General features: G+C 60.8%; 25 protein-coding genes. 17 read left to right on the forward strand and 8 right to left on the reverse strand.

The window, feature by feature from the left end:
• The first annotated feature begins 107 nt into the window (after positions 1–107).
• Positions 108–1,574 (forward strand): ribonuclease G, encoded by a 1,467-nt coding sequence (rng, locus tag GTP46_RS10730; protein ID WP_161006629.1) that lies wholly within the window; start codon positions 108–110, stop codon positions 1,572–1,574.
• Here the strand turns inward: rng and GTP46_RS10735 are convergent.
• From GTP46_RS10735 to GTP46_RS10755, 5 genes are all read right to left on the reverse strand, one after another.
• Positions 1,561–1,947, reverse strand: a complete 387-nt coding sequence (locus tag GTP46_RS10735; RefSeq protein WP_161006630.1) for a hypothetical protein — start codon at positions 1,945–1,947, stop codon at positions 1,561–1,563. The genes rng and GTP46_RS10735 overlap by 14 nt on opposite strands.
• Positions 1,944–2,441, reverse strand: coding sequence for a hypothetical protein (locus GTP46_RS10740; protein ID WP_161006631.1), 498 nt, complete (start codon positions 2,439–2,441; stop codon positions 1,944–1,946). Before GTP46_RS10740 ends, GTP46_RS10735 begins: the two co-directional genes overlap by 4 nt.
• 112 nt (positions 2,442–2,553) lie before the next feature.
• Complete coding sequence (locus GTP46_RS10745) at positions 2,554–3,327, reverse strand: class I SAM-dependent methyltransferase (RefSeq protein ID WP_229258896.1); 774 nt, start codon at positions 3,325–3,327, stop codon at positions 2,554–2,556.
• Between the two features lie 122 nt (positions 3,328–3,449).
• Positions 3,450–5,030 (reverse strand): isocitrate lyase, encoded by a 1,581-nt coding sequence (locus tag GTP46_RS10750; RefSeq protein WP_161006632.1) that lies wholly within the window; start codon positions 5,028–5,030, stop codon positions 3,450–3,452.
• A gap of 251 nt (positions 5,031–5,281) precedes the next feature.
• Positions 5,282–6,136 carry an aldo/keto reductase family oxidoreductase gene (locus GTP46_RS10755; protein ID WP_161006633.1) on the reverse strand — a complete coding sequence of 285 codons (855 nt, stop codon included), beginning with the start codon at positions 6,134–6,136 and terminating at the stop codon, positions 5,282–5,284.
• Between the two features lie 105 nt (positions 6,137–6,241).
• Between GTP46_RS10755 and GTP46_RS10760 the strand changes: the two genes are divergently transcribed.
• Together GTP46_RS10760 and GTP46_RS10765 are read left to right on the forward strand one after the other, a co-directional pair.
• Entirely contained in the window at positions 6,242–7,141 is a 900-nt protein-coding gene (locus GTP46_RS10760; RefSeq protein WP_161006634.1) for a LysR family transcriptional regulator, read from the forward strand.
• A gap of 83 nt (positions 7,142–7,224) precedes the next feature.
• Complete coding sequence (locus GTP46_RS10765; RefSeq protein WP_161006635.1) at positions 7,225–7,884, forward strand: DUF3108 domain-containing protein; 660 nt, start codon at positions 7,225–7,227, stop codon at positions 7,882–7,884.
• 1 nt (position 7,885) lies between these two features.
• On the opposite strand, the gene GTP46_RS10770 is transcribed toward GTP46_RS10765, so the two are convergent.
• The 3 genes from GTP46_RS10770 to GTP46_RS10780 are packed head-to-tail and all read right to left on the reverse strand — an operon-like array spanning position 7,886 to position 10,355.
• Positions 7,886–9,253: a vWA domain-containing protein gene (locus tag GTP46_RS10770; RefSeq protein WP_161006636.1), complete on the reverse strand. Its 1,368-nt coding sequence runs from the start codon at positions 9,251–9,253 to the stop codon at positions 7,886–7,888.
• A gap of 2 nt (positions 9,254–9,255) precedes the next feature.
• Positions 9,256–9,882, reverse strand: coding sequence for a TadE/TadG family type IV pilus assembly protein (locus GTP46_RS10775; RefSeq protein WP_161006637.1), 627 nt, complete (start codon positions 9,880–9,882; stop codon positions 9,256–9,258).
• Positions 9,882–10,355, reverse strand: a complete 474-nt coding sequence (locus GTP46_RS10780) for a TadE/TadG family type IV pilus assembly protein (protein ID WP_161006638.1) — start codon at positions 10,353–10,355, stop codon at positions 9,882–9,884. The genes GTP46_RS10775 and GTP46_RS10780 overlap by 1 nt, the downstream gene beginning before the upstream one ends.
• 340 nt (positions 10,356–10,695) lie before the next feature.
• On the opposite strand from GTP46_RS10780, the gene GTP46_RS30330 reads away from it, so the two are divergent.
• The 14 genes from GTP46_RS30330 to GTP46_RS10845 all read left to right on the forward strand — a co-directional run bounded on the left by GTP46_RS30330 (position 10,696) and on the right by GTP46_RS10845 (position 21,010).
• Positions 10,696–12,381 (forward strand): sensor histidine kinase, encoded by a 1,686-nt coding sequence (locus tag GTP46_RS30330; RefSeq protein WP_161006639.1) that lies wholly within the window; start codon positions 10,696–10,698, stop codon positions 12,379–12,381.
• Between the two features lie 17 nt (positions 12,382–12,398).
• Positions 12,399–13,073: a response regulator transcription factor gene (locus tag GTP46_RS10790; protein WP_229258897.1), complete on the forward strand. Its 675-nt coding sequence runs from the start codon at positions 12,399–12,401 to the stop codon at positions 13,071–13,073.
• A 242-nt stretch (positions 13,074–13,315) separates the two neighbouring features.
• Positions 13,316–13,483 (forward strand): Flp family type IVb pilin, encoded by a 168-nt coding sequence (locus GTP46_RS10795; protein ID WP_092275371.1) that lies wholly within the window; start codon positions 13,316–13,318, stop codon positions 13,481–13,483.
• Between the two features lie 33 nt (positions 13,484–13,516).
• A complete protein-coding gene (locus GTP46_RS10800) occupies positions 13,517–13,684 on the forward strand; it encodes a Flp family type IVb pilin (protein ID WP_161006640.1) in 168 nt (55 codons plus the stop codon).
• A 237-nt stretch (positions 13,685–13,921) separates the two neighbouring features.
• Positions 13,922–14,089, forward strand: a complete 168-nt coding sequence (locus GTP46_RS10805) for a Flp family type IVb pilin (RefSeq protein ID WP_160989425.1) — start codon at positions 13,922–13,924, stop codon at positions 14,087–14,089.
• A 196-nt stretch (positions 14,090–14,285) separates the two neighbouring features.
• The gene (locus tag GTP46_RS29445; protein WP_202414228.1) at positions 14,286–14,432 is read left to right on the forward strand and encodes a Flp family type IVb pilin; all 147 of its coding nucleotides are present in this window, start codon (positions 14,286–14,288) and stop codon (positions 14,430–14,432) included.
• 150 nt (positions 14,433–14,582) lie between these two features.
• On the forward strand, positions 14,583–14,750 hold the full coding sequence (locus tag GTP46_RS10810) for a Flp family type IVb pilin (RefSeq protein WP_072788862.1): 168 nt from the start codon (positions 14,583–14,585) through the stop codon (positions 14,748–14,750).
• Positions 14,751–14,776: 26 nt separating this feature from the next.
• The gene (locus GTP46_RS10815; protein WP_161006641.1) at positions 14,777–14,944 is read left to right on the forward strand and encodes a Flp family type IVb pilin; all 168 of its coding nucleotides are present in this window, start codon (positions 14,777–14,779) and stop codon (positions 14,942–14,944) included.
• Between the two features lie 103 nt (positions 14,945–15,047).
• Positions 15,048–15,623, forward strand: a complete 576-nt coding sequence (locus GTP46_RS10820; RefSeq protein ID WP_161006642.1) for an A24 family peptidase — start codon at positions 15,048–15,050, stop codon at positions 15,621–15,623.
• 8 nt (positions 15,624–15,631) lie between these two features.
• The gene (locus GTP46_RS10825) at positions 15,632–17,023 is read left to right on the forward strand and encodes an ATP-binding protein (RefSeq protein ID WP_161006643.1); all 1,392 of its coding nucleotides are present in this window, start codon (positions 15,632–15,634) and stop codon (positions 17,021–17,023) included.
• Positions 17,020–17,895 carry a Flp pilus assembly protein CpaB gene (gene cpaB / locus GTP46_RS10830; RefSeq protein WP_161006644.1) on the forward strand — a complete coding sequence of 292 codons (876 nt, stop codon included), beginning with the start codon at positions 17,020–17,022 and terminating at the stop codon, positions 17,893–17,895. The genes GTP46_RS10825 and cpaB overlap by 4 nt, the downstream gene beginning before the upstream one ends.
• 18 nt (positions 17,896–17,913) lie before the next feature.
• Positions 17,914–19,539 (forward strand): type II and III secretion system protein family protein, encoded by a 1,626-nt coding sequence (locus GTP46_RS10835; protein ID WP_202414229.1) that lies wholly within the window; start codon positions 17,914–17,916, stop codon positions 19,537–19,539.
• A gap of 8 nt (positions 19,540–19,547) precedes the next feature.
• Entirely contained in the window at positions 19,548–19,817 is a 270-nt protein-coding gene (locus GTP46_RS10840) for a hypothetical protein (RefSeq protein ID WP_161006645.1), read from the forward strand.
• A 23-nt stretch (positions 19,818–19,840) separates the two neighbouring features.
• Positions 19,841–21,010, forward strand: coding sequence for a CpaE/TadZ family protein (locus GTP46_RS10845; RefSeq protein WP_161006646.1), 1,170 nt, complete (start codon positions 19,841–19,843; stop codon positions 21,008–21,010).
• Positions 21,011–21,038 lie beyond the last annotated feature (28 nt).

A 21,038-nucleotide genomic window follows, 5' to 3' on the forward strand; every position in this document is an offset into this window, starting at 1 on the left:
TCCATCTGGTCAGGCTACCTTGTGGCGAGAAATGCAGATATTTCTCTGTTGCATTGTAAGTAAGCCCTGTTTGCAGTGTCAAGGCGCACACGTGTATGATCGGCGACATGAACGAAGACATCCTGATTAACATCACCCCGCAAGAAACCCGTGTCGCCCTGATTGTCCAGGGCGCCGTGCAGGAACTCCACATCGAACGCACGCTCACGCGCGGACTGGCCGGCAACGTCTATTCCGGCAAGGTGGTGCGGGTGCTGCCTGGCATGCAATCGGCCTTTATCGACATTGGCCTGGAACGGGCGGCGTTTTTGCACGTGGCCGATATCTGGGAAGCGCGGCCGCACGACGGCGGCAACAACGCGGCGCCGACGCCGATTGAAAAGATCCTGTTCGACGGCCAGGTGCTGACGGTGCAAGTGATCAAGGATCCAATCGGCACCAAGGGCGCGCGCCTGTCGACCCAGATTTCGATTGCGGGACGGATGCTGGTCTACCTGCCGCAGGATGGGCACATCGGCATTTCGCAGAAAATTGAAAAGGAAGCGGACCGCGAAGCATTGCGCGCTCGTCTGCAGAGCCTGCTGCCGGCAGATGAAAAAGGCGGCTACATCGTGCGCACGCAAGCTGAAGATGCGTCGGATGCCGACATCGCCGCCGACGTGGAATACCTGCGCAAGACCTGGGCCGCCATCACCCACGGCGCGCGCACCAAGCCGGCCACCACCCTGCTGCACCAGGATTTGAGCCTGGCCCAGCGCGTGCTGCGCGATTTCGTGCATGACGAGACGGCCACCATCCAGGTCGACTCGCGCGAGAATTATGTGAACTTGCAGGAGTTCGGCAAGGCTTACACGCCAGGCGTGCTGCCGCGTTTGAATCACTATACGGGTGAGCGTCCGCTGTTCGATTTGTACGGCGTGGAAGAAGAAATCCTGCGCGCACTGGGACGGCGCGTGGACCTGAAGTCGGGCGGCTACCTGATCGTCGACCAGACTGAAGCCATGACCACCATCGACGTCAACACCGGCGGCTTTGTCGGCGGGCGCAATTTTGCCGACACGATTTTCAAGACCAACCTGGAAGCGGCGCACGCGATTGCGCGCCAGCTGCGGCTGCGTAACCTGGGCGGCATCATCATCCTCGACTTCATCGACATGGAAAATACCGAGCACCGCGCTTCGGTACTGGCCGAGTTGAAGAAGGCCTTGTCGCGCGACCGTACCAAGGTATCGGTGAGCAGCTTCTCGGCGCTGGGGCTGGTGGAAATGACGCGCAAGCGCACGCGCGAATCGCTGGCGCACATCCTGTGCGAGCCCTGCCCTGCCTGCAACGGACGTGGGCAGGTAAAGACCTCACGCACCATCTGCTACGAAATCCTGCGCGAACTGCTGCGCGAAGCCAAGCAATTCAACCCGCGCGAATTCCGCATTTTGGCGTCGCAGGAAGTGGTCGACCTGTTCCTCGAAGAAGAGTCCCAGCACCTTGCCATGCTGGGCGATTTCATCGGCAAGAAAATCTCGCTGCAAGTCGAGAACAGCTATCACCAGGAGCAGTACGACGTTATCCTGATGTGAGATCCGCTACCTTTACTGGCAATACTTCAAGACGGATTTCGTCTTCGCGGAACCGCATGCGCTTACACAGTTCCGCGTCGACGATTAGCAAGCCTTCGCTTTCAACGAAGAACGCAAAATAAACTTCATACTGAAACTTTGCCCGTAGCTGCAGGCGCTGGCTTTCCAACTTCGCAGGGATTGCCGTGTGATTTCGCAGAGTTTTGACTTCCACGACAATTCTTTCTTCTGCCTCTGCACCGCTTTTTTTTGCCGCAAAAACATCCGCCAACAATCCGGCTCCAATCGGTGCATCTTCGTACGCATAATAGCCGTTTCTCGTCAAAGCCAGCTTTACTACTGAAATGGCAAATTGCTTAGAGCGATCCATCATTTGTCCCCTACCCGCGTTAGCCGCGACTTGAAAACCTTCATACCTGACTGGAAATACTCATGTACTTCATTGAATATCATCAGACGAGTTTCCTCTTGTCGCAGTGAGAAAAGCCGAGGTACAACAGATACTCCACTCTGTAGCGCAGCATGTATGGCAATAGCATAGACTTCTTCCCGATCGCCACCAACACTACTGACAGCGGCCAGATAGACAGGCACTTTACGCGCCTTGGCAGCTCTCATCTTTGCACCACCTAGCCTGACTGGAACTCCACTGCCGCTTGCAGCAATACCAGCCGTTGTTTTGACCTGCACAAAGAAAAACGGCCCGTACTCGATGCCATTCTCGTCCAGCAAATTAACGAGAAAATCAAGTTGGGCTTTTGCCCCAAGAAAGCAGCAAGAAAACCGATAGGCACCTAATGTTTCCAAATGGAATAGCCGGGCGACGATACTCTCACCCAGCCGGCCCAGTTGATCTTCGGTGCCCATTTGCAGCCTCAACGCCCTTTTTATTAGGGCGATGGTAAGCCATGTATTCAGTTCAAAAGCACAGATCTCTCAAGCAATAGATGCATATCAAGCGGCCGTGAAAAAAGCCATCTTAATGTGACGGCTTTTTGAAGCGCAGCACGAAGCGGTCGGTTTTGCCGCGAATAGCGGGGTCGAAGATTTTCAGCTGGTGGTCGTCGGCCGCTACTGCCAGCACGCTGGTTTCGCCGTCGAAGACAAAGCCGGCTTTTTCCACTTCAGCCCTCACCGTTGCAAGATCAATGCGGTGCAGGTCTTCGGTATTTTTCAAGCCGCTGCCTGCAACGGCCGCGTGGTCGGCGACGATGTAGTAGCCGCCCGGTTTCAGGCGCTTGAAGACGGCCTGATTGAAGGCGTTGACGTCGGCGCCTTTCATGAAGCTGTCGTGCAGGTCGTGGTAGTTCTCGAAGGTCCAGGCCACGTCGACCTGGTTGTACAGATCGGCTTGCGGCTGTTCGGCGGCAGGATAGGACGTGGCTTCCACATTGCCATGTCCCGGCTCCGACGCAATGGCTTTGGCCAGCGCCAGCGGGTCGGACTTGAAGCCGGTGATTTCGGCCGGCACGTAGGCGTAGACTTTGCCGCTCGGCCCCACCAGCGTCGAGAACAGGCGCGACCAGTAGCCGCCGCCCGGCCAGATATCCACCACCACATCACCCTTCTTCACTTTAGAAAACGCCAGCAGTTCGGCCGGCAGGCGCACGCTGTCTTGCTGAACATCTTTTTCTGGACGCGCTTTGTCGGCAACCGCCGCCGATGGCGTCTGCGCCTGCACCGGTAGCGCCAACAGCAGCGGGGTGAGCGACAGCATGGCCAGCGAGGACTTCAAGAACAATACAGATTTCATGGATCGGACCTTTCCTGATTTTCCGCGCCCGTCGCGCGGCTGCGCTATCTTACTCCGGTCGCGCAAAGACGTCCGTCCATAAAAAAACCCGCCGAAGCGGGCTTTGCTACAAACGAATCAGCTTAGAACTGGTTCATGGTGTTGTCTTTACCGGCGGCCTTCAGCGCAGCTTCGCCGCTGAAGTAGTCTTTGTGGTCGTCGCCGATGTCCGAGCCGGACATGTTCTGGTGCTTGACGCAAGCGATGCCTTGACGGATCTCTTTGCGCTGTACGCCAGCCACGTAGCCCAGCATGCCCTGGTCGCCGAAGTATTCCTTGGCCAGGTTGTCGGTCGACAGCGCGGCGGTGTGGTAGGTCGGCAGCGTGATCAAGTGGTGGAAGATGCCGGCTTCGCGGGCTGCATCAGCCTGGAAGGTGCGGATCTTCTCGTCAGCCACTTTGGCCAGCACGGTTTCATCGTACTCGATGCTCATCAGCTGCGAACGCTCGTAGTTCGACACGTCTTGACCAGCGGCTTTCATTGCATCGTAAGCTTGCTGGCGGAAGTTCAGGGTCCAGTTGAACGATGGGCTGTTGTTGTACACCAGCTTGGCGTTCGGGATGACCTTGCGGATTTCACTGACCATGCCGCCGATCTGGGAAATATGCGGTTTTTCGGTTTCGATCCACAGCAGGTCGGCGCCGTTTTGCAGCGAGGTGATGCAATCCAGCACGCAGCGTGCTTCGCCACTGCCGGCACGGAACTGGAACAGGTTGCTTGGCAGGCGCTTAGGACGCAGCAGTTTGCCGTCGCGCTTGATGATCACGTCGCCGTTGCCCAGTGCGTCAGCCGAGACTTCGTCGCAATCCAGGAAGGCATTGTATTGGTCGCCCAGGTCGCCAGGTTCGTTGGTAACAGCGATCTGCTTGGTCAGGCCGGCGCCCAGCGAATCGGTACGGGCGACGATGATGCCGTCGTCCACGCCCAGCTCCAGGAAAGCGTAGCGGATGGCGCGGATCTTGGCCAGGAAGTCTTCGTGTGGCACGGTCACCTTACCGTCTTGGTGGCCGCACTGCTTCTCGTCCGACACCTGGTTTTCAATCTGGATGCAGCAAGCACCGGCTTCGATGAATTGCTTGGCCAGCAGGTAGGTCGCTTCCGCGTTACCGAAACCAGCGTCGATGTCGGCGATGATCGGTACCACGTGGGTGATGTGGTTGTCGATCTTCGACTGGATCGCCGCTTTTTCAGCGGCAGGCGCAGCGTCCAGTTGGCGGAACAGGCCGCCCAGTTCGCGGGCATCCGCCTGGCGCAGGAAGGTGTACAGCTCTTTGATCAGGGCCGAGACGGCGGTCTTTTCGTGCATCGACTGGTCTGGCAGCGGGCCGAATTCCGAGCGCAGCGCGGCAACCATCCAGCCCGACAGGTAGAGGTAGCGGCGGTCGGTGCTGTTGAAGTGCTTCTTGATCGAGATCATTTTTTGCTGGCCGATGAAACCGTGCCAGCAGCCCAGCGACTGGGTGTATTTCGATGGATCCAGATCGTAGGCAGCCATGTCGGCGCGCATGATTTTCGCGGTGTACTTGGCGATATCCAGGCCAGTCTTGAACTTGTTCTGGGCGCGCATACGAGCAGCGGACTCAGGATTGATGGCGTTCCAGGCGGCGCCTTGTTGCTCCTTCAAACCAGCAACTGCCTTGATGTCGTCTTGGTACTGGGACATGGTGTATCTCCTAAAAGAAAAAAGCGGGAAAGTAAGTCGTGAGCCTTAACTGCGTGCGAACTGCATGACTAAATAGTAGGACATTCTGATGCGTTGCACAAAGTCTTATATAAGACATATAACTTAATTTTTTTCCTTATTTTTCAATTAGATAGATCATATTTTTTACAATACAAAACGCCTTTTTAAAAAATGAAAAAAATCATGCGGCGGCCCACCATGGTAAATTCCACAATATGAAACGATTTTTCTTATGCTGAGGTAACAACACTATTTAAGCGCTGCACCGCCTGTGCCGGCAGCACCAGCTTGCCGGCTGCAAGGTTCTGGCGCAGGTGAGCCAGGGTCGAGGTGCCCGGGATCAGCAGGATATTCGGCGCGCGCTGCAACAGCCAGGCCAGCGCCGTTTGCAGCGGCGTCACTTGCAGTTCTGCAGCCACTTCGCCGAGGATGGACGATTGCAGCGGCGTGAAGCCACCCAGCGGGAAGAACGGCACATAGGCAATGCCCTGCTGCGCCAGCTCGTCGATCAATGCCTCATCATGGCGGTGCACCAGGTTGTAGTGATTTTGCACACAAACGATGTCGGTAATGCTGCGCGCCTGCTTTACTTGCTGTGCGGTGGCGTTGCTGAGACCGATGTGGCGGATCAGGCCGCGCTGCTGCAGCTCGGCCAGCTTGGTGATGTGGGCTTCGATGTCACCTTCGGCCGGACCCATTACATCAAACATCAGGCGCATGTTCACCACGTCCAGCACCTCGAGGCCGAGATTGCGCAAGTTGTCGTGTACGGCCGCTTCCAGCGCTTCAGGCGACTGCGCCGGCAGCCATGACGCATCAGCACCGCGCAGCGCGCCTACCTTGGTGACGATGGTGAGGTCGTCACGATAGGGATGGAGCGCTTCGCGGATCAGCTGGTTGGTGATGTAAGGGCCATAGAAGTCGCTGGTATCGATGTGGTTGACGCCGCTCTCGACTGCCTCGCGCAGCACCGCCAGCGCTTCCTCGCGGTTCTTCGGCGGGCCGAAAGCGTGCGCGCCGGCCAGCTGCATGGCGCCATAGCCCATGCGGTTCACAGTCAGGTTGCCAAGTTGGAAGGTACTCATGTGCTTCTCCTTTAGATGGGTTGATGGACACAGTCTAGGAGTCTTAGCGCTGTGCGACAATACACGGCAATAGCACAGCTTGTGCCGAAATCAGGACAATCCATCATGACCGATTTACAGGACGTGGGCGCCTTCGTGGCCGTAGCCCAGCATGGCGGCTTTCGCGAAGCTGCGCGCAAGACCGGCAGCAGCCCGTCACAGCTAAGCGAAGCGGTACGGCGGCTGGAGGCCGGACTGGGCGTGCGCCTGCTGCACCGGACCACGCGCAGCGTCGCCGCCACCGATGCCGGCCAACGCCTGCTGGAGCAGCTGACGCCGGCACTGGATGCGGTGGCGACGGCGCTCGATGTGGTCAACGGCTTCCGCGACCGGCCGGCCGGGCGGCTGCGGCTGAACGTGCCGGCCAGCGCGTCCAAGCTGGTACTGCCGCGCATCCTGCCGCCCTTCCATCAGGCTTATCCCGACATTACGGTGGAAGTCATCGTCGACGATAGTTTTGTCGACCTGCTGCGCAGCGGCTGCGACGCCGGCATCCGCTACGGCGAGCGCATGGAGCAGGACATGGTGGCCACGCCGATCGGTCCGCGCCAGCAGCGCTTCGCCCTCGCCGCTTCGCCCACCTATCTGGAACGGCACGGCACGCCGAAAAAACCGCAGGACTTGTTGCAGCATACCTGCCTGCGCGGCCGTTTCTCCAGCGGCGCCATGCCGCCATGGGAATTTGAATACAAAGGCAAACAGGTGCTGATCGAGCCGAACGGCCCGCTAATCGTCAACCTCGGGGCCGCTGCCGACCTGAAAGTCGATGTGGCCGTGGCCGGCGGCGGGCTGGTGTACCTGTTTGAAGACTGGCTACAGCCCTACTTCGAGCGCGGCGAGCTGGTGCCGGTGCTGGAACGCTGCTGGCCAGCCTTCCCCGGGCCCCTGCTGTACTACCCAGGCCGCCGCTACCTGCCGGCGCCATTGCGCGCCTTTGTCGACTTTATCCAGGCCATGCGCTGGTGAGGTGTGATTTTGCTGCACTGCGGCTAGCACTCTTTCAATGTTGGCGATATAGTCAATGCACAAATCACAACAAAGGAGACAGCATGACCATCAAACGTTACTTTGCAGTGCTCTGTTTCATCCTGCCCTGCGCACTCGCGCAGGCGGGCACTTCCCGTGAATCCGTACCGCTGCCAACCCCGGCCATCGGCGATTCGTGGACCTATCAGTACACTGATGTATGGAAAGGCGCCAAGGGCAATATCAACCGGGTGGAAGTAGCGGCCATCGACGAGGCCGGTGTGCACGTGGATGTACGCCGCGCTGCCAGCGGCGCCCTGCTGACACAGCAGCTGTTCAGCCCGGAGATGAATCCGGTCGACCGCGGCGCCATGCATTTCGCGCCGTCGTTTGCGCGCTACGCTTTCCCGCTGGCGCCGGGCAAGGAATGGAGCAGCGATGTCACCGGCAACAATCCCAAGCAAGGCAAGAACTGGCGCTATCACATAAAGGGCAAAGTGCTGGACTGGGAAAAGGTGAAAGTGCCGGCCGGCGAGTTTGAAGCGCTGAAGATTGTGGTGGAAGCCACCTACGGCGCCGAGGACACCTTCACCAAGAACGGCAGTGGCCAGCTGACCGAGACGGTGTGGTTCGTGCCGGAGCTGAACAACTTCGTCAAGCTTGACTACCGCGACACCGACTGGCAAGGCCGCCTCTACAACCGCGACAGCTGGGAACTCACCACCTACGTGCGCAAGCAGTAACTCATTTCGAAATCCGCAGGATGGCCGACGCCAGTTTGGAGAAGCACGGCGTCAGGTCGGCCTGAGTGGCCGCAAAGCAGTACACCCCCACCGGCTTGGCCGCGTTGAAGCAGCGCGCCGGTGCATCGGTCGAGTTGGCCATGCACTTGAGCGTGTCTTCGCCTTTTTCATTGTCGTAGCCGGTGCCTATCTTCAGGCTGGAGCCCAGGCCCAGCGTGAACACATAAATCCCCTCGTCGCGCGATTTCGACGCCATCGCTTCCACCAGGTTGCGCGAGGCGCGGTTGACGTTGGCGTAGGTGATGGCGTTGGTCACCACGCGCGGCGAACTGGTCACGATTGGATATTCGCGCGCGGCCGGATCGTTGGGATTGGTCGCCAGGTTGTGGGCGTTGTACCAGTCCGGCAGCGAATTGGCCTTGGTGGTGATGTCCGATGGCGTGCAGGTGCCGCCTAGGGTGGTCGATTGCAGGTCGATGCGGTATAGCCCGCCCGGGGTGCCGGAGCCGTCATCGTCGGTGATGATGGTGCCGGGGATAGGATTGCCCGAGGAGTCTTTGCAGTCCGTGGTGTTCTTCCAGTTCAGGTAGGCGCCGAAGGAGTTGGGCGCACCATCCGAGAAGAACACGATCACGCGCAGGTTGGAGCGGTTGTTGTTGGCGGTCGGCACGCTGTTGATCTGGGTGCGCGCCGTGTAAAAACCTTCCGGCGAGGCGGTCGAACCGGTGAATGAGAAGTTCTTGATGTGGTTGCTCATGGTGGTGCGGTCGAAGCCGCGCGCGGTCGGCCGGATCACGTCGTCCACCACGGCGCCATAGGAAAAATGCACCAGGCCGACGCGGTCGCGGTCGGCATTGAACTGGTTGAGGAAGGTCTGCCCCGAGCTACGCACATTGGCCGCCGAGCCGGACAGGGAACCGGAGGTGTCCATCACCAGGATCATGTCGAGGTCTTTGCGCTTGGTTTCGGTCAGCACGCCGGGCGACATCGGCCCAGTGCTGAAGCCGCCAAACAGCGCAGTCGGCATGGTGGCTGAGGCGCTGACGGTGATCGTCACCTCGCTGGTGTTGAACACCACACTGATATCGTTCAGGGTGGCGGTCGACATCAGGTAGTTGGCCGGGAAATTGATGTTGAAGAAGCGCTGCCCGGCGGCCTTGGCGTTGGCGATCTGGTCGCTCTGGTTGGCGCCGTTGCTGATGGCGCGCGCTGCGGCCAGGCCAGCGGCGTCAGTCGCTGCGTTGAGCTTGGCCTTGACCATGTAGCTCAGGCCGGCGCTAAAGGCCAGTCCCACCACGGCCAGCAAGGTGGTCAGCGAGATTATCACCATCACGGTGATGCCGCCGCGTTGTCTGTGTAAGGTTGCCATGATCAGAATACCGTCATTGAGTAAAAGTCCGGACCCAGCACCGGCGTGATGAAGGTGCCGAAGCTGAAGCTCTGGAACAGCATATTGAATTTGTAGAACACTTCGACCACGTAGATCACTTCGCCGTCCAGCAGCTGGCCACTCATCAGCGACACCGATGGCGCACTATTCCCGGTCGGGACCAGGCAAGTGCCTGCGGTGCCGCTGGCCCAGTTGGAGCAGCTCCAGACCTTGCTGGTGGGGCCATAGCCGCTAACGCGATAGCCGCGGTTGTTGACGCTGTCATCCCAGCGGTACTGCTCCAGCACGATGCTCTTGGTGACGCCGTTGCTGGTCGAACCCATGATGCGGGTGATGTAGATCATGCCCAGCTTGTTCATATCCAGCGGCGGCGCCGAAGCGGCCACCTGGCCGATGATGGTCTGGGCGTTTTCCGACAGCTGCAGCTTGCCGCGCGACGCCAGGTTGGCGCCCTCGCGCCCCAGGTTGACGATGATCATATTGGCTTGCAGCGCGCGCGCCACATCGATCAGCGCCAGGAACAGCACCAGCAGGATGGGCAGCAGCAGCGCGAACTCGACCGCAGCAATACCACGGCTGCGCTGGCGGGTGGAGGTGCGGGCGCGCATCAGAAGGCCTCGTTCTGCATGGTGGCGGCCACGGTGAACTTGTACTGGCCGCTGGGGAAGAAGGCGGCAACGATCGGCGTGGCCAGCTTCCAGGTGCAGTCGAGCCGCAGCACCACGATGTCGCCCGGGTTGCCGAACATATTGGCGTTGTAGGCGCTGGAGCTGGCGTAGCTGGTGCCATTGACCGAGATCACCGGGTTGACGCTATCGTACATGCCCATCGAGTTGTTCTTGATTTGCTGGATCACGGCCAGGTAGCGCTGCTGGTTGCTGGCGGCCGGGTCTTTGTCGGTACGGCCAGTGACGGCGTAGCGCGCCCCCTCGCGCACCGCGTATTGCATGGTGAGCGTGGTGTAGAACACAATGCTGTACTCGATCACGCCGATCAGCAGCAGGAAGGCGATCGGTGCAATGATGGCCATTTCGACGACGGCCGAGCCGCGCTGGCGGCGCAGGAATGCGGGCACTTTCATGGTGTTGCGTCCGTGGTACGGTGAAGGAGGCACAGGCGGGGGCGCAGACGGCGCGGGACTGTCGTCAGCCTGCGCGGCCCAGTAACGGCCGGCGGCGGCGCCACGGGAGCGAGGTGACGGTAATTCATTGTAACTTGATTCATTTTGTTTCGCCTAGTTATTTAACGTTCGCGAAAAGCATCAAAAGCGCATTACGGGGCGGTGCCGGGGTGAATCATCCCGTGCAGCGTAGCACGCTCTCGCTAGACATTGCAGCGCCGACTGCGTAGACTCGGTTGTGTTAGCAACAACTATCGAATCGCAATTTCGTTTAGTTTGCTTGTATGTGGGAGATAATGTAGTGATAGCAGAGCGTAGCAACGCCGGTGTGGCCCGCCAGAGCGGCGACGCCGTCGGCGCGTCGATGGTGTTTGTAATGCGGCTGGTACTGGCGCTAACCGCCATCCTGACGCTGTTTGTGGCGCCCGGCGACCTGGGCAACCGTTACGGCGTGCGCACCGTGCTGCATTCAATGATCTTCGGTGGCTACCTGCTGCACAGCCTGACTCTGCTGCTGGCCGCGCGCCGCCACCGCACCCCCTTCTGGCACGGCAAGACCGTGTATTGGATCGACCTCGGCTGGTTTGCGCTGATGGTGTATTGCACCGGCGGCGGCAACAGCTTCTTCTTCCCGTTCTTCTTCTTTGTGATTTTGACCGCCTCGTTCCAGTGGGGCTTTGACGAAGGCGCGCGCATCACGCTGGGCTCCACCTTTGCGCTGACGCTGGCGACCTGGCTGAGCGACAGCAATATCAATACCGGCCACCTGCTGCTGCGTACTGCCTTCGTGCTGGCGCTCGGCTATATGATCGCCTACTGGGGCGGCATGGGCGTGAACCAGCGCCGCCGCCTGCGCCTGCTGCGCGATGTCAGCCGGCTGTCCAATCCGCGCTTCGGGGTTGACCAGAGCATTGCCACCATGCTGCGCCAGACGCGCGACTTTTACCACGCCAGCAATTGCGTGCTGCTGATGCGCAATGGCAGCGACGAGCTGTGGCAGCTGCACTCCTCCGGCGCGCCCGAGGGCCGCTCCTCGCTGTCGCGGCTGCCGGAGGGCGCGGCTGCACCGCTGCTGGTGTTTGCGCCGGAGGCGCTGGTGCAGTATGCGGCGGCGCTGCATCCGCGCCTGCCCGGTACGCTGGAATCGCGCACCCGTACGCCGGACGACACCCGCTGGCGGCCGCTGGCGCCAGACACGGTGGAACAGTTGGTCGACTTGCTCGATGCCAGTTCCTTCGTCAGCGCGCCGTTGCCGCTGCGCAAGGGCGAGGGGCGGATTTACGTGGTCTCGGATAGCCACCGCTTCAACCGCACCGATGCGGTGTTTTTGCAACAACTGGCAGCACAGGTGTTCCCGGTGATCGAGAACATCGTACTGCTGGACCGGCTGGCCTCGGACGCCGCCTTCCGCGAACGGCAGAAAATTGCCCGTGACCTGCACGACACCACCATCCAGCCGTATATAGGCTTGCGCCATGGTATCAGCGCGCTGCGGCAATCTTTGCAATCGGATCACCATGTTGCGGCCGAACTTGATAAACTACTGGACATGACTACCCAGGTCATCGGTGATATGCGCCAGTTCGCCCGCAATGTGCGGCAAGGAGCGGCGCAAACAGACGCTGAGCTGCTGGTGGCCTTGCGCCGCCAGGCGCAGCAAGTGCGGGAGTTCTACGATATCCAGATTACGATACAGGCGGAAGACGGCCTGTCCATCAGCGACCGGCTCGCTGCTGAAGTGTTCCAGATCGTGAATGAAGGCATGCACAATATACGCAAACACACCCGTGCCCGTACCGGGCTGATCAGCCTAAGCAACGCTGACGGCCAGCTGCGGATACGCATAGAAAACGAAACCCCGGAAGGTCCATCGGCCCCATTCCTGCCTGGATCGCTGGCTGAGCGCACTGCTGCGCTTGGCGGAACGATCGAGATCGACTGCGCGTCGCCCGGCGCCACCGCAGTCCGTATCGCCATCCCGGTATAACTGACCGAGGCAAGACCATGAGCATTCCCGCTATCCGCATCATGCTGGTAGACGACCACAAGACCATGTTGTGGGGTTTGGAAAAATTAATCGAAGGCGGCGGCGACGACCTGCAGCTGGTAGGCACTGCCAACAACAACGACACCGCCTTGCAGCAAGCAAGCGCCCTCAAGCCCGACGTGATCGTGCTCGACCTCGACCTTGAGGGCCGCAGCTCGATCGAGATCTTGCCGCAGCTGCTGCAAGACAGCGGCGGCGCGCGCGTGATGATTTTGTCGGGCAACCGCGACCAGGGCTTGCTGACCCAGGCCGTCAAGCTGGGTGCGCGCGGCGTGGTCAGCAAGGAAGCGCCGGCCGAAGTGGTACTGAACGCCATCCGCGCCGTCTATCGCGGCGAGACCATCCTTGATCCAACCCTGATGAATGCGCTGCTGGGCCAGTTTTCTGCGCCAGCCAAGGCCGATCCGGAAGCGGTGCGCATCGCCTCGCTCACGCCCAAGGAGCGCAAGATCGTGGCGGTGGTGGTGGAAGGTAATGGCGCGCCAAACAAGGAACTGGCCTCCAAGCTGTTCATCGCCGAGCCGACCCTGCGCAACAACCTGACGACGATCTACCAGAAGCTGGGCGTGGCGAATCGCCTGGAGCTGTATGTCTACGCGACCAAGCACGGCATGACCAATGCCACGGCATAGCCAGCCTGGCCATCCTTAAAAAATCCGGACATTGTCCGGATTTTTTTTGCCCGCCCAACGTGACAATTGGTGACAAATGTCACGGCACATCGTGACGTTTGTCCGCTGCGCAGTGACATCGCGATGCGTAGAATGACTTTCATCGGCGGCACATAAGCAGTACTCAGAACCTGGCCCCCGTTTAGTAGACGTTAGAAGCCGCCAGACAAAAACATCAACCACACATTAAAACGAGGTCCATCATGAACGCAGTCAAAAACTTCATCAACGACGAAGCCGGCATCACCGCAATCGAATACGCCCTGATGGCTGCTGCCATCGCTGCCGCGATCACTGCTGGCCTGGCGATCCTCGGTCCTAAGCTGACCGCTTCGCTGACCTACATCTCCGGCCTGATCAAATCGTCGTAATCCATATACCGCATACACCGAAGGAGACGCATCATGAACGCAATCAAAAACTTCATCGCCAACGAAGACGGCATCACCGCTATCGAATACGCCCTGATGGCTGCTGCCATCGCCGCTGCGATCACCGCCGGCCTGGCCATCCTCGGCCCTAAGCTGACCGCTTCGCTGACCTACATCTCCGGCTTGATCAAATCGTCCTGATCGCCGCAACGCTGTAACCCCCTAACCCTTAAATCCGGACTTGCTCCGGATTTTTTTTCGCCCGGCCGCAGCTGGCCGGCAGCGGATGACAAATGTCACCGCACATCGTGACGTTTGTCCGATGTAAGGCAGCGCACCAGTGCGTAGAATGGTCTTCATCGGCAGTACCTAAAACCTGAACCCCGTTTTAGTTGAAGCAGTTAATCCCCTACTCATCTAACTTTTACGAGGTCCATCATGAACGCAATCAAAAACTTCATCGCCAACGAAGACGGCATCACCGCCATCGAATACGCCCTGATGGCCGCCGCCATCGCCGCAGCGATCACCGCCGGCCTGGCCATCCTCGGCCCTAAGATCACCGCCTCGCTGACCTACATCTCGGGTCTGATTAAATCGTCCTGATGCACCGGATTCACAGTCTCCTCGTTGTACCACTCCTGGCTAGTCTTCATCCGGAACTTCGGTTCCGGATTTTTTTTGCCCGCGCAAAAAAAACGGTGACAAATGTCACGCCACGCCATGACGTTTGTCCGATGTGAAAACGGAGCAAATTCCATACACTGGTTACTGAACTAATCGTCCAACCACAGGAGCAGCAATGCGTATTTTCCATATCCCACGCGGTCTCGCCCGCTTCGTCAGCAATGACGAAGGCGCCACGCTGCTGGAGTACGCTTTGATTGCAGCACTGGCCTCGGTGATCCTCATCATCGCCGTGCTGGCCGTGCTCGGTTCTAAAACATAAAACCAATAGTGACAAATGTCACTGTACACTTGCAGCAATAAATGTAGAATGTCTTACATCAGTTGTTGCCGCAATACCTAAAACCCGAACCCCGTTTTAGTTGAAGTAGCCAGTAAAAACTCTATTCAACCAACACAAACGAGGCTCACCATGAACGCAATCAAACACTTCATCCGCGACGAAGACGGCATCACCGCCATCGAGTACGCCCTGATGGCCGCTGCCATCGCCGCCGCGATCACCGCCGGCCTGGCTATCCTGGGTCCTAAACTCACCGCTTCGCTGACGTATATCTCCGGCTTGATTAAATCCTCGTAGCACCCACAACCTCACCGGAGAATTAGATGAACGTAATCCAAAACTTCCTGCGCGATGAAGACGGCATCACAGCCATCGAATACGCGCTCATGGCAGCGGCACTGGCCGCCGCCATCACGGCTGGTGTCGTGATCCTGGGACCGAAGTTGACCGATTCGCTCACCTACATCTCCGGCCTGCTCAAGTCGTCCTGATTGAGCGTCGTGACCGCGACAAAAAAATTTCCGGAACGGTATGCGCCGCTCCGGATTTTTTCTATACACTAGCCCTGTCTGTCCCCCTTTCATAAGGCGACCCATGACCTTTTTGCCCCTGGTCGTCCTGTGCGTTTTGCTCGCACTGGCTGTCTGGAATGATTTACGCACGCGCCGCATACCCAACGCTTTGGTGTTTGGCGGCGCCGTGCTGGGCCTGCTATTCAATGCGGCGTTGCCCGCCGGCGACGGTCTCTTCATACAAGTCTTTGGCGGTATCGGTTTGCTCAGCGCGCTGGGCGGGCTGGCCATCGGCCTGTGCCTGCTGCTGCCGATGTACGCCATGCGCGCCTTGGGCGCCGGCGACGTCAAGCTGATGGCCATGATCGGCGCCTTCGTCGGTCCCGGCGCCGTGGCTGGCATCACACTACTGACCCTGCTGGCCGGCGGCGTGCTGGCGCTGGTCGTGGCCGGCTTCAACGGCCGCCTGAAAGTCATGCTGTTCAACACCTGGCACATGATCAAGTACAGCATGCTGCGCTCGCTCGCGGGCGAAGTGCCGAAGATGGATGCGCCCGCCGCCGCCAGCGGCCGCCTGCCGTACGCGGTAGCGATTGCCGCCGGCGCCGCGCCTTACCTGATCGTCGGCGCGACGTCAGGCCGCAGCCTGTTTTCGTAAAGGATGCCATGACCGTTCAGCAGACGACAGAATCCCCTGCCGACGCGCGTGCCCCGCGCACCACGGAAGAAACGGGCCTCCCATTCCTGTTCCTGGTCGAGCTGTTGTCCAAGGTCTTGTTCCAACGCGGACAAGTCCGCCTGCCTGAACTGGCGAATCATCTGAAACTCAGCATCAGCGTGATCACCCCGCTGGTCACGCATCTGCGCAATGAAAAGCTGTGCGAAGTCACGCGCAGCGGCGGCAGCGGCACCGATGCCGACCTTACCTACCATCTGACCGAAGCGGGCATGCAGCGCGCCATCGCCTGCCTCAATCGCAATTCCTACGCCGGTCCGGCACCGGTCACGCTGGCCGCTTACGTAGCGCAGATGGAGGCACAAAGCGTGCGCCACCTGCACGTCACGCGCGAAGATGTGCAAGCGACTTTCCATGACGTGATCGCCAACCCATATGTGCTGGACCAGATGGGCGCGGCGATGAATTCGGGCCGCGCGATTTTCATCTACGGCCTGGCCGGCAGCGGCAAAACCTTCTTGGCCGAGCGCCTGTGCGGCTTGCTGCACGGCGCCATCTCGGTGCCGTACGCGATCATGATCGATGGCGAAGTGGTGCCGTTCTACGACCAGGTACAGCACCGCCCGATCGAAGGTGGCGTGCCGGCCGAAGACAGCGGCGAACTGTTGCGGCCACTAGACCCGCGCTGGGTACGTGGCCTGCAGCGCCCGACCGCGCTCACCGGCGGCGAACTCACATTGGAAATGCTGGACCTGCGCTTCGATCCCAACACGCGCCTGTACCAGGCGCCTCCCCATTTGAAAGCCAACAACGGCATCTTCATCATCGACGACCTTGGCCGCCAACGCTGCTCGCCGCTGGAGTTGATGAACCGCTGGATCGTGCCGATGGACCGTGGCGTGGATTATCTTTCCTTGCACACGGGACTAGTTTTTCAAGTGCCTTTTGATGTGGTCGTGGTATTCTCGTCTAACTTCCTGCCGGAACGATTATCGGATGGCGCCTTCCTGCGCCGGCTGGGATACAAGATCGAAGTACCGCCGCAAACCCCCGCGGAGTATGAGCTGCTGTTCCGCCAGGCCTGCGCGCAGTACGGCATCGCATTCGACGCCGCAGCGTACGACTACCTGCTGAGTGGCCTGCATGCCAAGGACGAGACACCGCTACTAGCCTGCTATCCACGCGACCTGATCCGTCAGGTGCGCGACCTGGCCCGCTACGAAAGCACGCCGCCCACCTTGAACCAGCGCTCGCTGGACTGGGCCTGGCAGAACTACTTTGCCGGCGCCGGCGCCCGACGCGTCGCCGCCGAGCAGCAGAAAAAAGAACGCGAGCGCCGCGATGCGCAAATCAATCCGCATAACCAGGGAAGGCAAGGATGAGAAATACCCGGGCTCTGACAATGATAGGGGTGGCGCTGTTCCTGGCGCTGGCAGCCGTGGTGGTAGCGGCGCAATGGATCGCCGGCCAGTCGGCCAACAATAGCAACAAGGTCGCTGTGGCGCTGCTCGACATCAGCATGGGCGCGCGCATCACGCCAGAGCTGGTGCACATGGTGGACTGGCCGGCCAGCTCGGTGCCGCCGGGCGCGCTGACCGACGCCAAGGCACTGGAAGGGCGCATCACGCGCGCCAATGTCCAGCGCGGCGAACCGATTACCGAAGGCAAGCTGGCGCCGGCCGGCACCTCGGGCGGCTTGTCGGCAGTGGTGGCAGAGGGCAAGCGCGCCATGACGGTGCGCGTCAACGACGTGGTGGGCGTGGCCGGCTTTGCACTGCCCGGCAATTACGTCGACATCCTGGTCAATACCCAAAGCGACAGCCGCGGCGACAACACCGTGCGCGAACAAGCCATCTCGAAGATTGTGCTGGAGCGCATCCTGGTGCTGGCCATCGCGCAGGAATCCAACCGCGACGATACCAAACCGAAAGTCGTCAACGCAGTGACGCTGGAACTGACGCCGGAACAGGTAGAAAAACTCGACCTGGCGCGCAGCGTCGGCACGCTGTCGCTGGTGCTGCGCAACCAGATCGATCCGAAGTCGGCCAACACCGAGGGCGCCACCAAGAGCAGCTTGCTCGATGGCGTACCGGGAGCGGCACCGGCGCCAGCCACGCGCCACGAACCATCGCTGCCGCAGAAGCCTGCGGTGGCAGCCGCACCGGCGCCGCGTCCACCGCCACCACGCATTGAGCAAGCGGGTGACAAGGTGGAAGTCATCAAAGGTCTGGAACGCAGTTCACAACAATTTTAAGCTGACGGAGAACGCGACTTGAGCCACGTAATTACTGCGCCCTTCCCTTCCTTGCCGCTGCGGGCCGCCGCTCTGGCGGTGCTGCTGAGCGCTGCGCCGCCGGCCGTGCTGGCCGCCAGGCACGCCGGCAAGCCAGCCGCTGCCGCCACAACGGCCGCCGCTACCGCGCCTGCTGCTGCCACCACCGCCACCACGCCACCCACATTGGAACTGGCCAAAGAGGTCACGCTGTCCGCTGGCAAATCCACGCTGATGCACCTGCCCTACCCGGCGGCGCGGGTGGCGGTGGGCGACGCCAAGATTGCCGACGTCATCCTGCTCAATCCCAGCGAAATCTACATGCTGGGCAAGGCCACCGGCGCCACCAACCTGATCGTCTGGAACCGCGCCAACCAGGCCAGCGTCATCGACATCACGGTCGGACTGGACACCGCCGCGCTGCGCGCCCAGTTCAGCGAGCTGTTCCCGAATGAGCGCGACATCCGCATCACCGTCTCCGGTAACTCGGTAATCCTGCACGGCACCGTGGCCGACTCGGTGCGCGCCGCGCAAGTGGTGGCGGTAACCAGCGCCTACCTGCAGCGCAACGCGCGCAGCGGCAACCAGGGTACGGCCGCCGCGCCCGACCAGGCCGCACAAGCTGCGCAAGCGGCAGCGGGCAGCGGTGCGCCAAGCGCCGCATCCGGCGCCGCAGCAGGCGCCGCCTTCCAGGCCGCGATGGACCCGATGTCCGGCCTGGCGCAAGCGCAAGGCAGCAGCGGCAGCAGCGGACGCGTGGTCAACATGCTGTCGGTGGCGGCACCACAGCAGGTGATGCTGGAAGTAAAAATCGCCGAAGTCTCGAAAACCCTGGTTGACCAGCTGGGCGCCAGCGTCGGCCTGAACGGCACGCGCGGCAGCTGGACCTACACCATGCTGTCCAATCTGCTCAGCGGCAATCCCAGCAAGGTCGACGCCTTCAACAACAAGAGCGGCAAGTTCCTGACGCTGGACGCGCAAAAGAACGACGGCCTGGTCAAAGTGCTGGCCGAGCCAACCGTGATGGCCATCAGCGGCCAGGAAGCCAGCTTCCTGGCGGGCGGCAAGATCTTCATTCCTGTCTCGCAGAGCAATACCGGCGGCACGCCGCAGATCACGCTGGAAGAAAAGGAATACGGCATCGCGGTCAAGTTCACGCCAACCGTGCTCGATGGCGGCCGCATCAACTTGCGCGTGTCGCCCGAAGTCTCCGAGCTCAACCGCGAAGGCATCGGCGTCAGCGCCACCGGCAGCACGGCCACCGCCATCCTGCCGTCCTTCACCACGCGCCGCGCCAGCACCACGGTGCAGCTGTTTGACGGCCAGAGCTTTGCCATCGGCGGCCTGATCAAGAACAATGTCACCAGCAGCATCAAGGCCTTCCCCGGTCTCGGTGAAATCCCGATTTTGGGCGCGCTGTTCCGCAGCAGCGATTTCCAGAACGACCGTACCGAGCTGGTGTTCATCGTCACACCGCACCTGGCACAGCCGCTGCCGGCCGACCACAAGCTGCCGACCGACGACTACGTGCAGCCGAGCCGCGCCGACTTCTTCCTGAACGGGAAGATGGAAGGCCGCAACCCGCCTGCCGCCAGCAAGCCAACGCCGGCCGGCGGCAATCCATAGGAGCCATCATGCGAACCACGATACTCCTCGCCGCCGTCCTGCCTGTGCTGCTGAGCGCCTGCGGCACCACGCCGCGGCTCGACCGCGAATTCGGCAACAGCTTGCGGCTGGCGCGCGCCCAGCAGACGCTGGATCCGCAAGCGGGCCGCGTACGGCGGCCGGTCAACGGCATGGATGCGCAGGCAGCCACGGCGGCCTACCAGAATTACCAGCAATCGTTCACCACCAAGGACGACCAGAGCGGTGGCTTCACCATCGGCGTCGGCGGCAAGCGCTAAGCACAGGACAAGGAGCAGCACACTTGAAGATCACCGTCATATCCCGCGATGAACGCCAGCTGGCGGACCTGATGCGCCTGCTGCGCGCGCGCTCGCCGTCCGACGAAATCGACCACCTGCTGGGCGGCGTCGGCCGCACCGCTGCGCTCAACGACGAGCAAATGCCGGACGTGCTGATCATCGACCGCCCGCAAACCGACGACGATGACATGGAGCAGCTGGAGCGCTTCTCCTCGCAGCATCCCCACATCGCCTGCGTGGCGCTGTGCATCGACCAGGAACCGCAGTTCCTGCTGCAAGCCATGCGCGCCGGCGTGCGTGAAGTACTGCCGTCGCCAGTCAGCAGCAACGCGCTGTATCCGGCGCTGGAACGCATCGCCGAAAAACTCGAACGGCGCGGCCAGACCAGCGGCAAGGTGATCGCTTTCATCTCTTGCAAGGGCGGCAGCGGCGCCACCTTCCTCGCTACCAACCTCGGCTATGCGCTGGCCGCCAGCGGCAAGCAAAAGGTCGCGCTGATCGACATGAATCTGCAATTTGGCGACGCCTCGCTATTCGTCTCCGACCACAAGCCGCTGGCCACGCTGAGCGATGTGGCGCAGCAGATCCACCGGCTTGACCCGTCGTTCCTGACCTCGTCCATGCTGAGCATCACGCCCAACTACGGCGTGCTGGCGGCGCCGTCCGATCCGGCCCACGCCAACGACGTCAAGCCCGACCACATCGACGCCATCCTCAAGCTGGCGCGCCGCCAGTACGACTTCGTGGTGCTGGATGTGGGCCGCAGCCTGGACGCCGTCAGCATCCGCGCGCTCGACCATGCTGACCAGATTTTCCCCATCCTGCAAACCACGCTGCCCTACATCCGCGACAGCAAGCGCTTGCTCAACGTGTTCCGCTCGCTGGAATACGGTAAGGAGAAAATCCAGCTGATCGTCAACCGCCACGACAAGAACAGCGAAATCCGTTTGAAAGACCTGGAGAGCGCCTTCGACGCCGAGATCGCCTTCACCTTCCCCAACAACTACGAATCGGCCGCCGCCTCGGTCAACCAGGGGGTACCGGTGCTGCAACTGGCACCGACCGCGCCGCTGAGCCAGGCGCTGGCCGAGCTGGCGCGCAAGCTGAGTGGCGAAGCGCCGCCGCAGCAGCAAGGCGGCGGCTGGCTGGGCAAGTTCGGCCTGCGTAAATAGAAACTGAGTAGGAACTGAGTAAGGAACC

It is taken from the genome of Duganella flavida, assembly GCF_009857445.1.
Taxonomy (GTDB): Bacteria; Pseudomonadota; Gammaproteobacteria; order Burkholderiales; family Burkholderiaceae_D; genus Rugamonas; species Rugamonas flavida.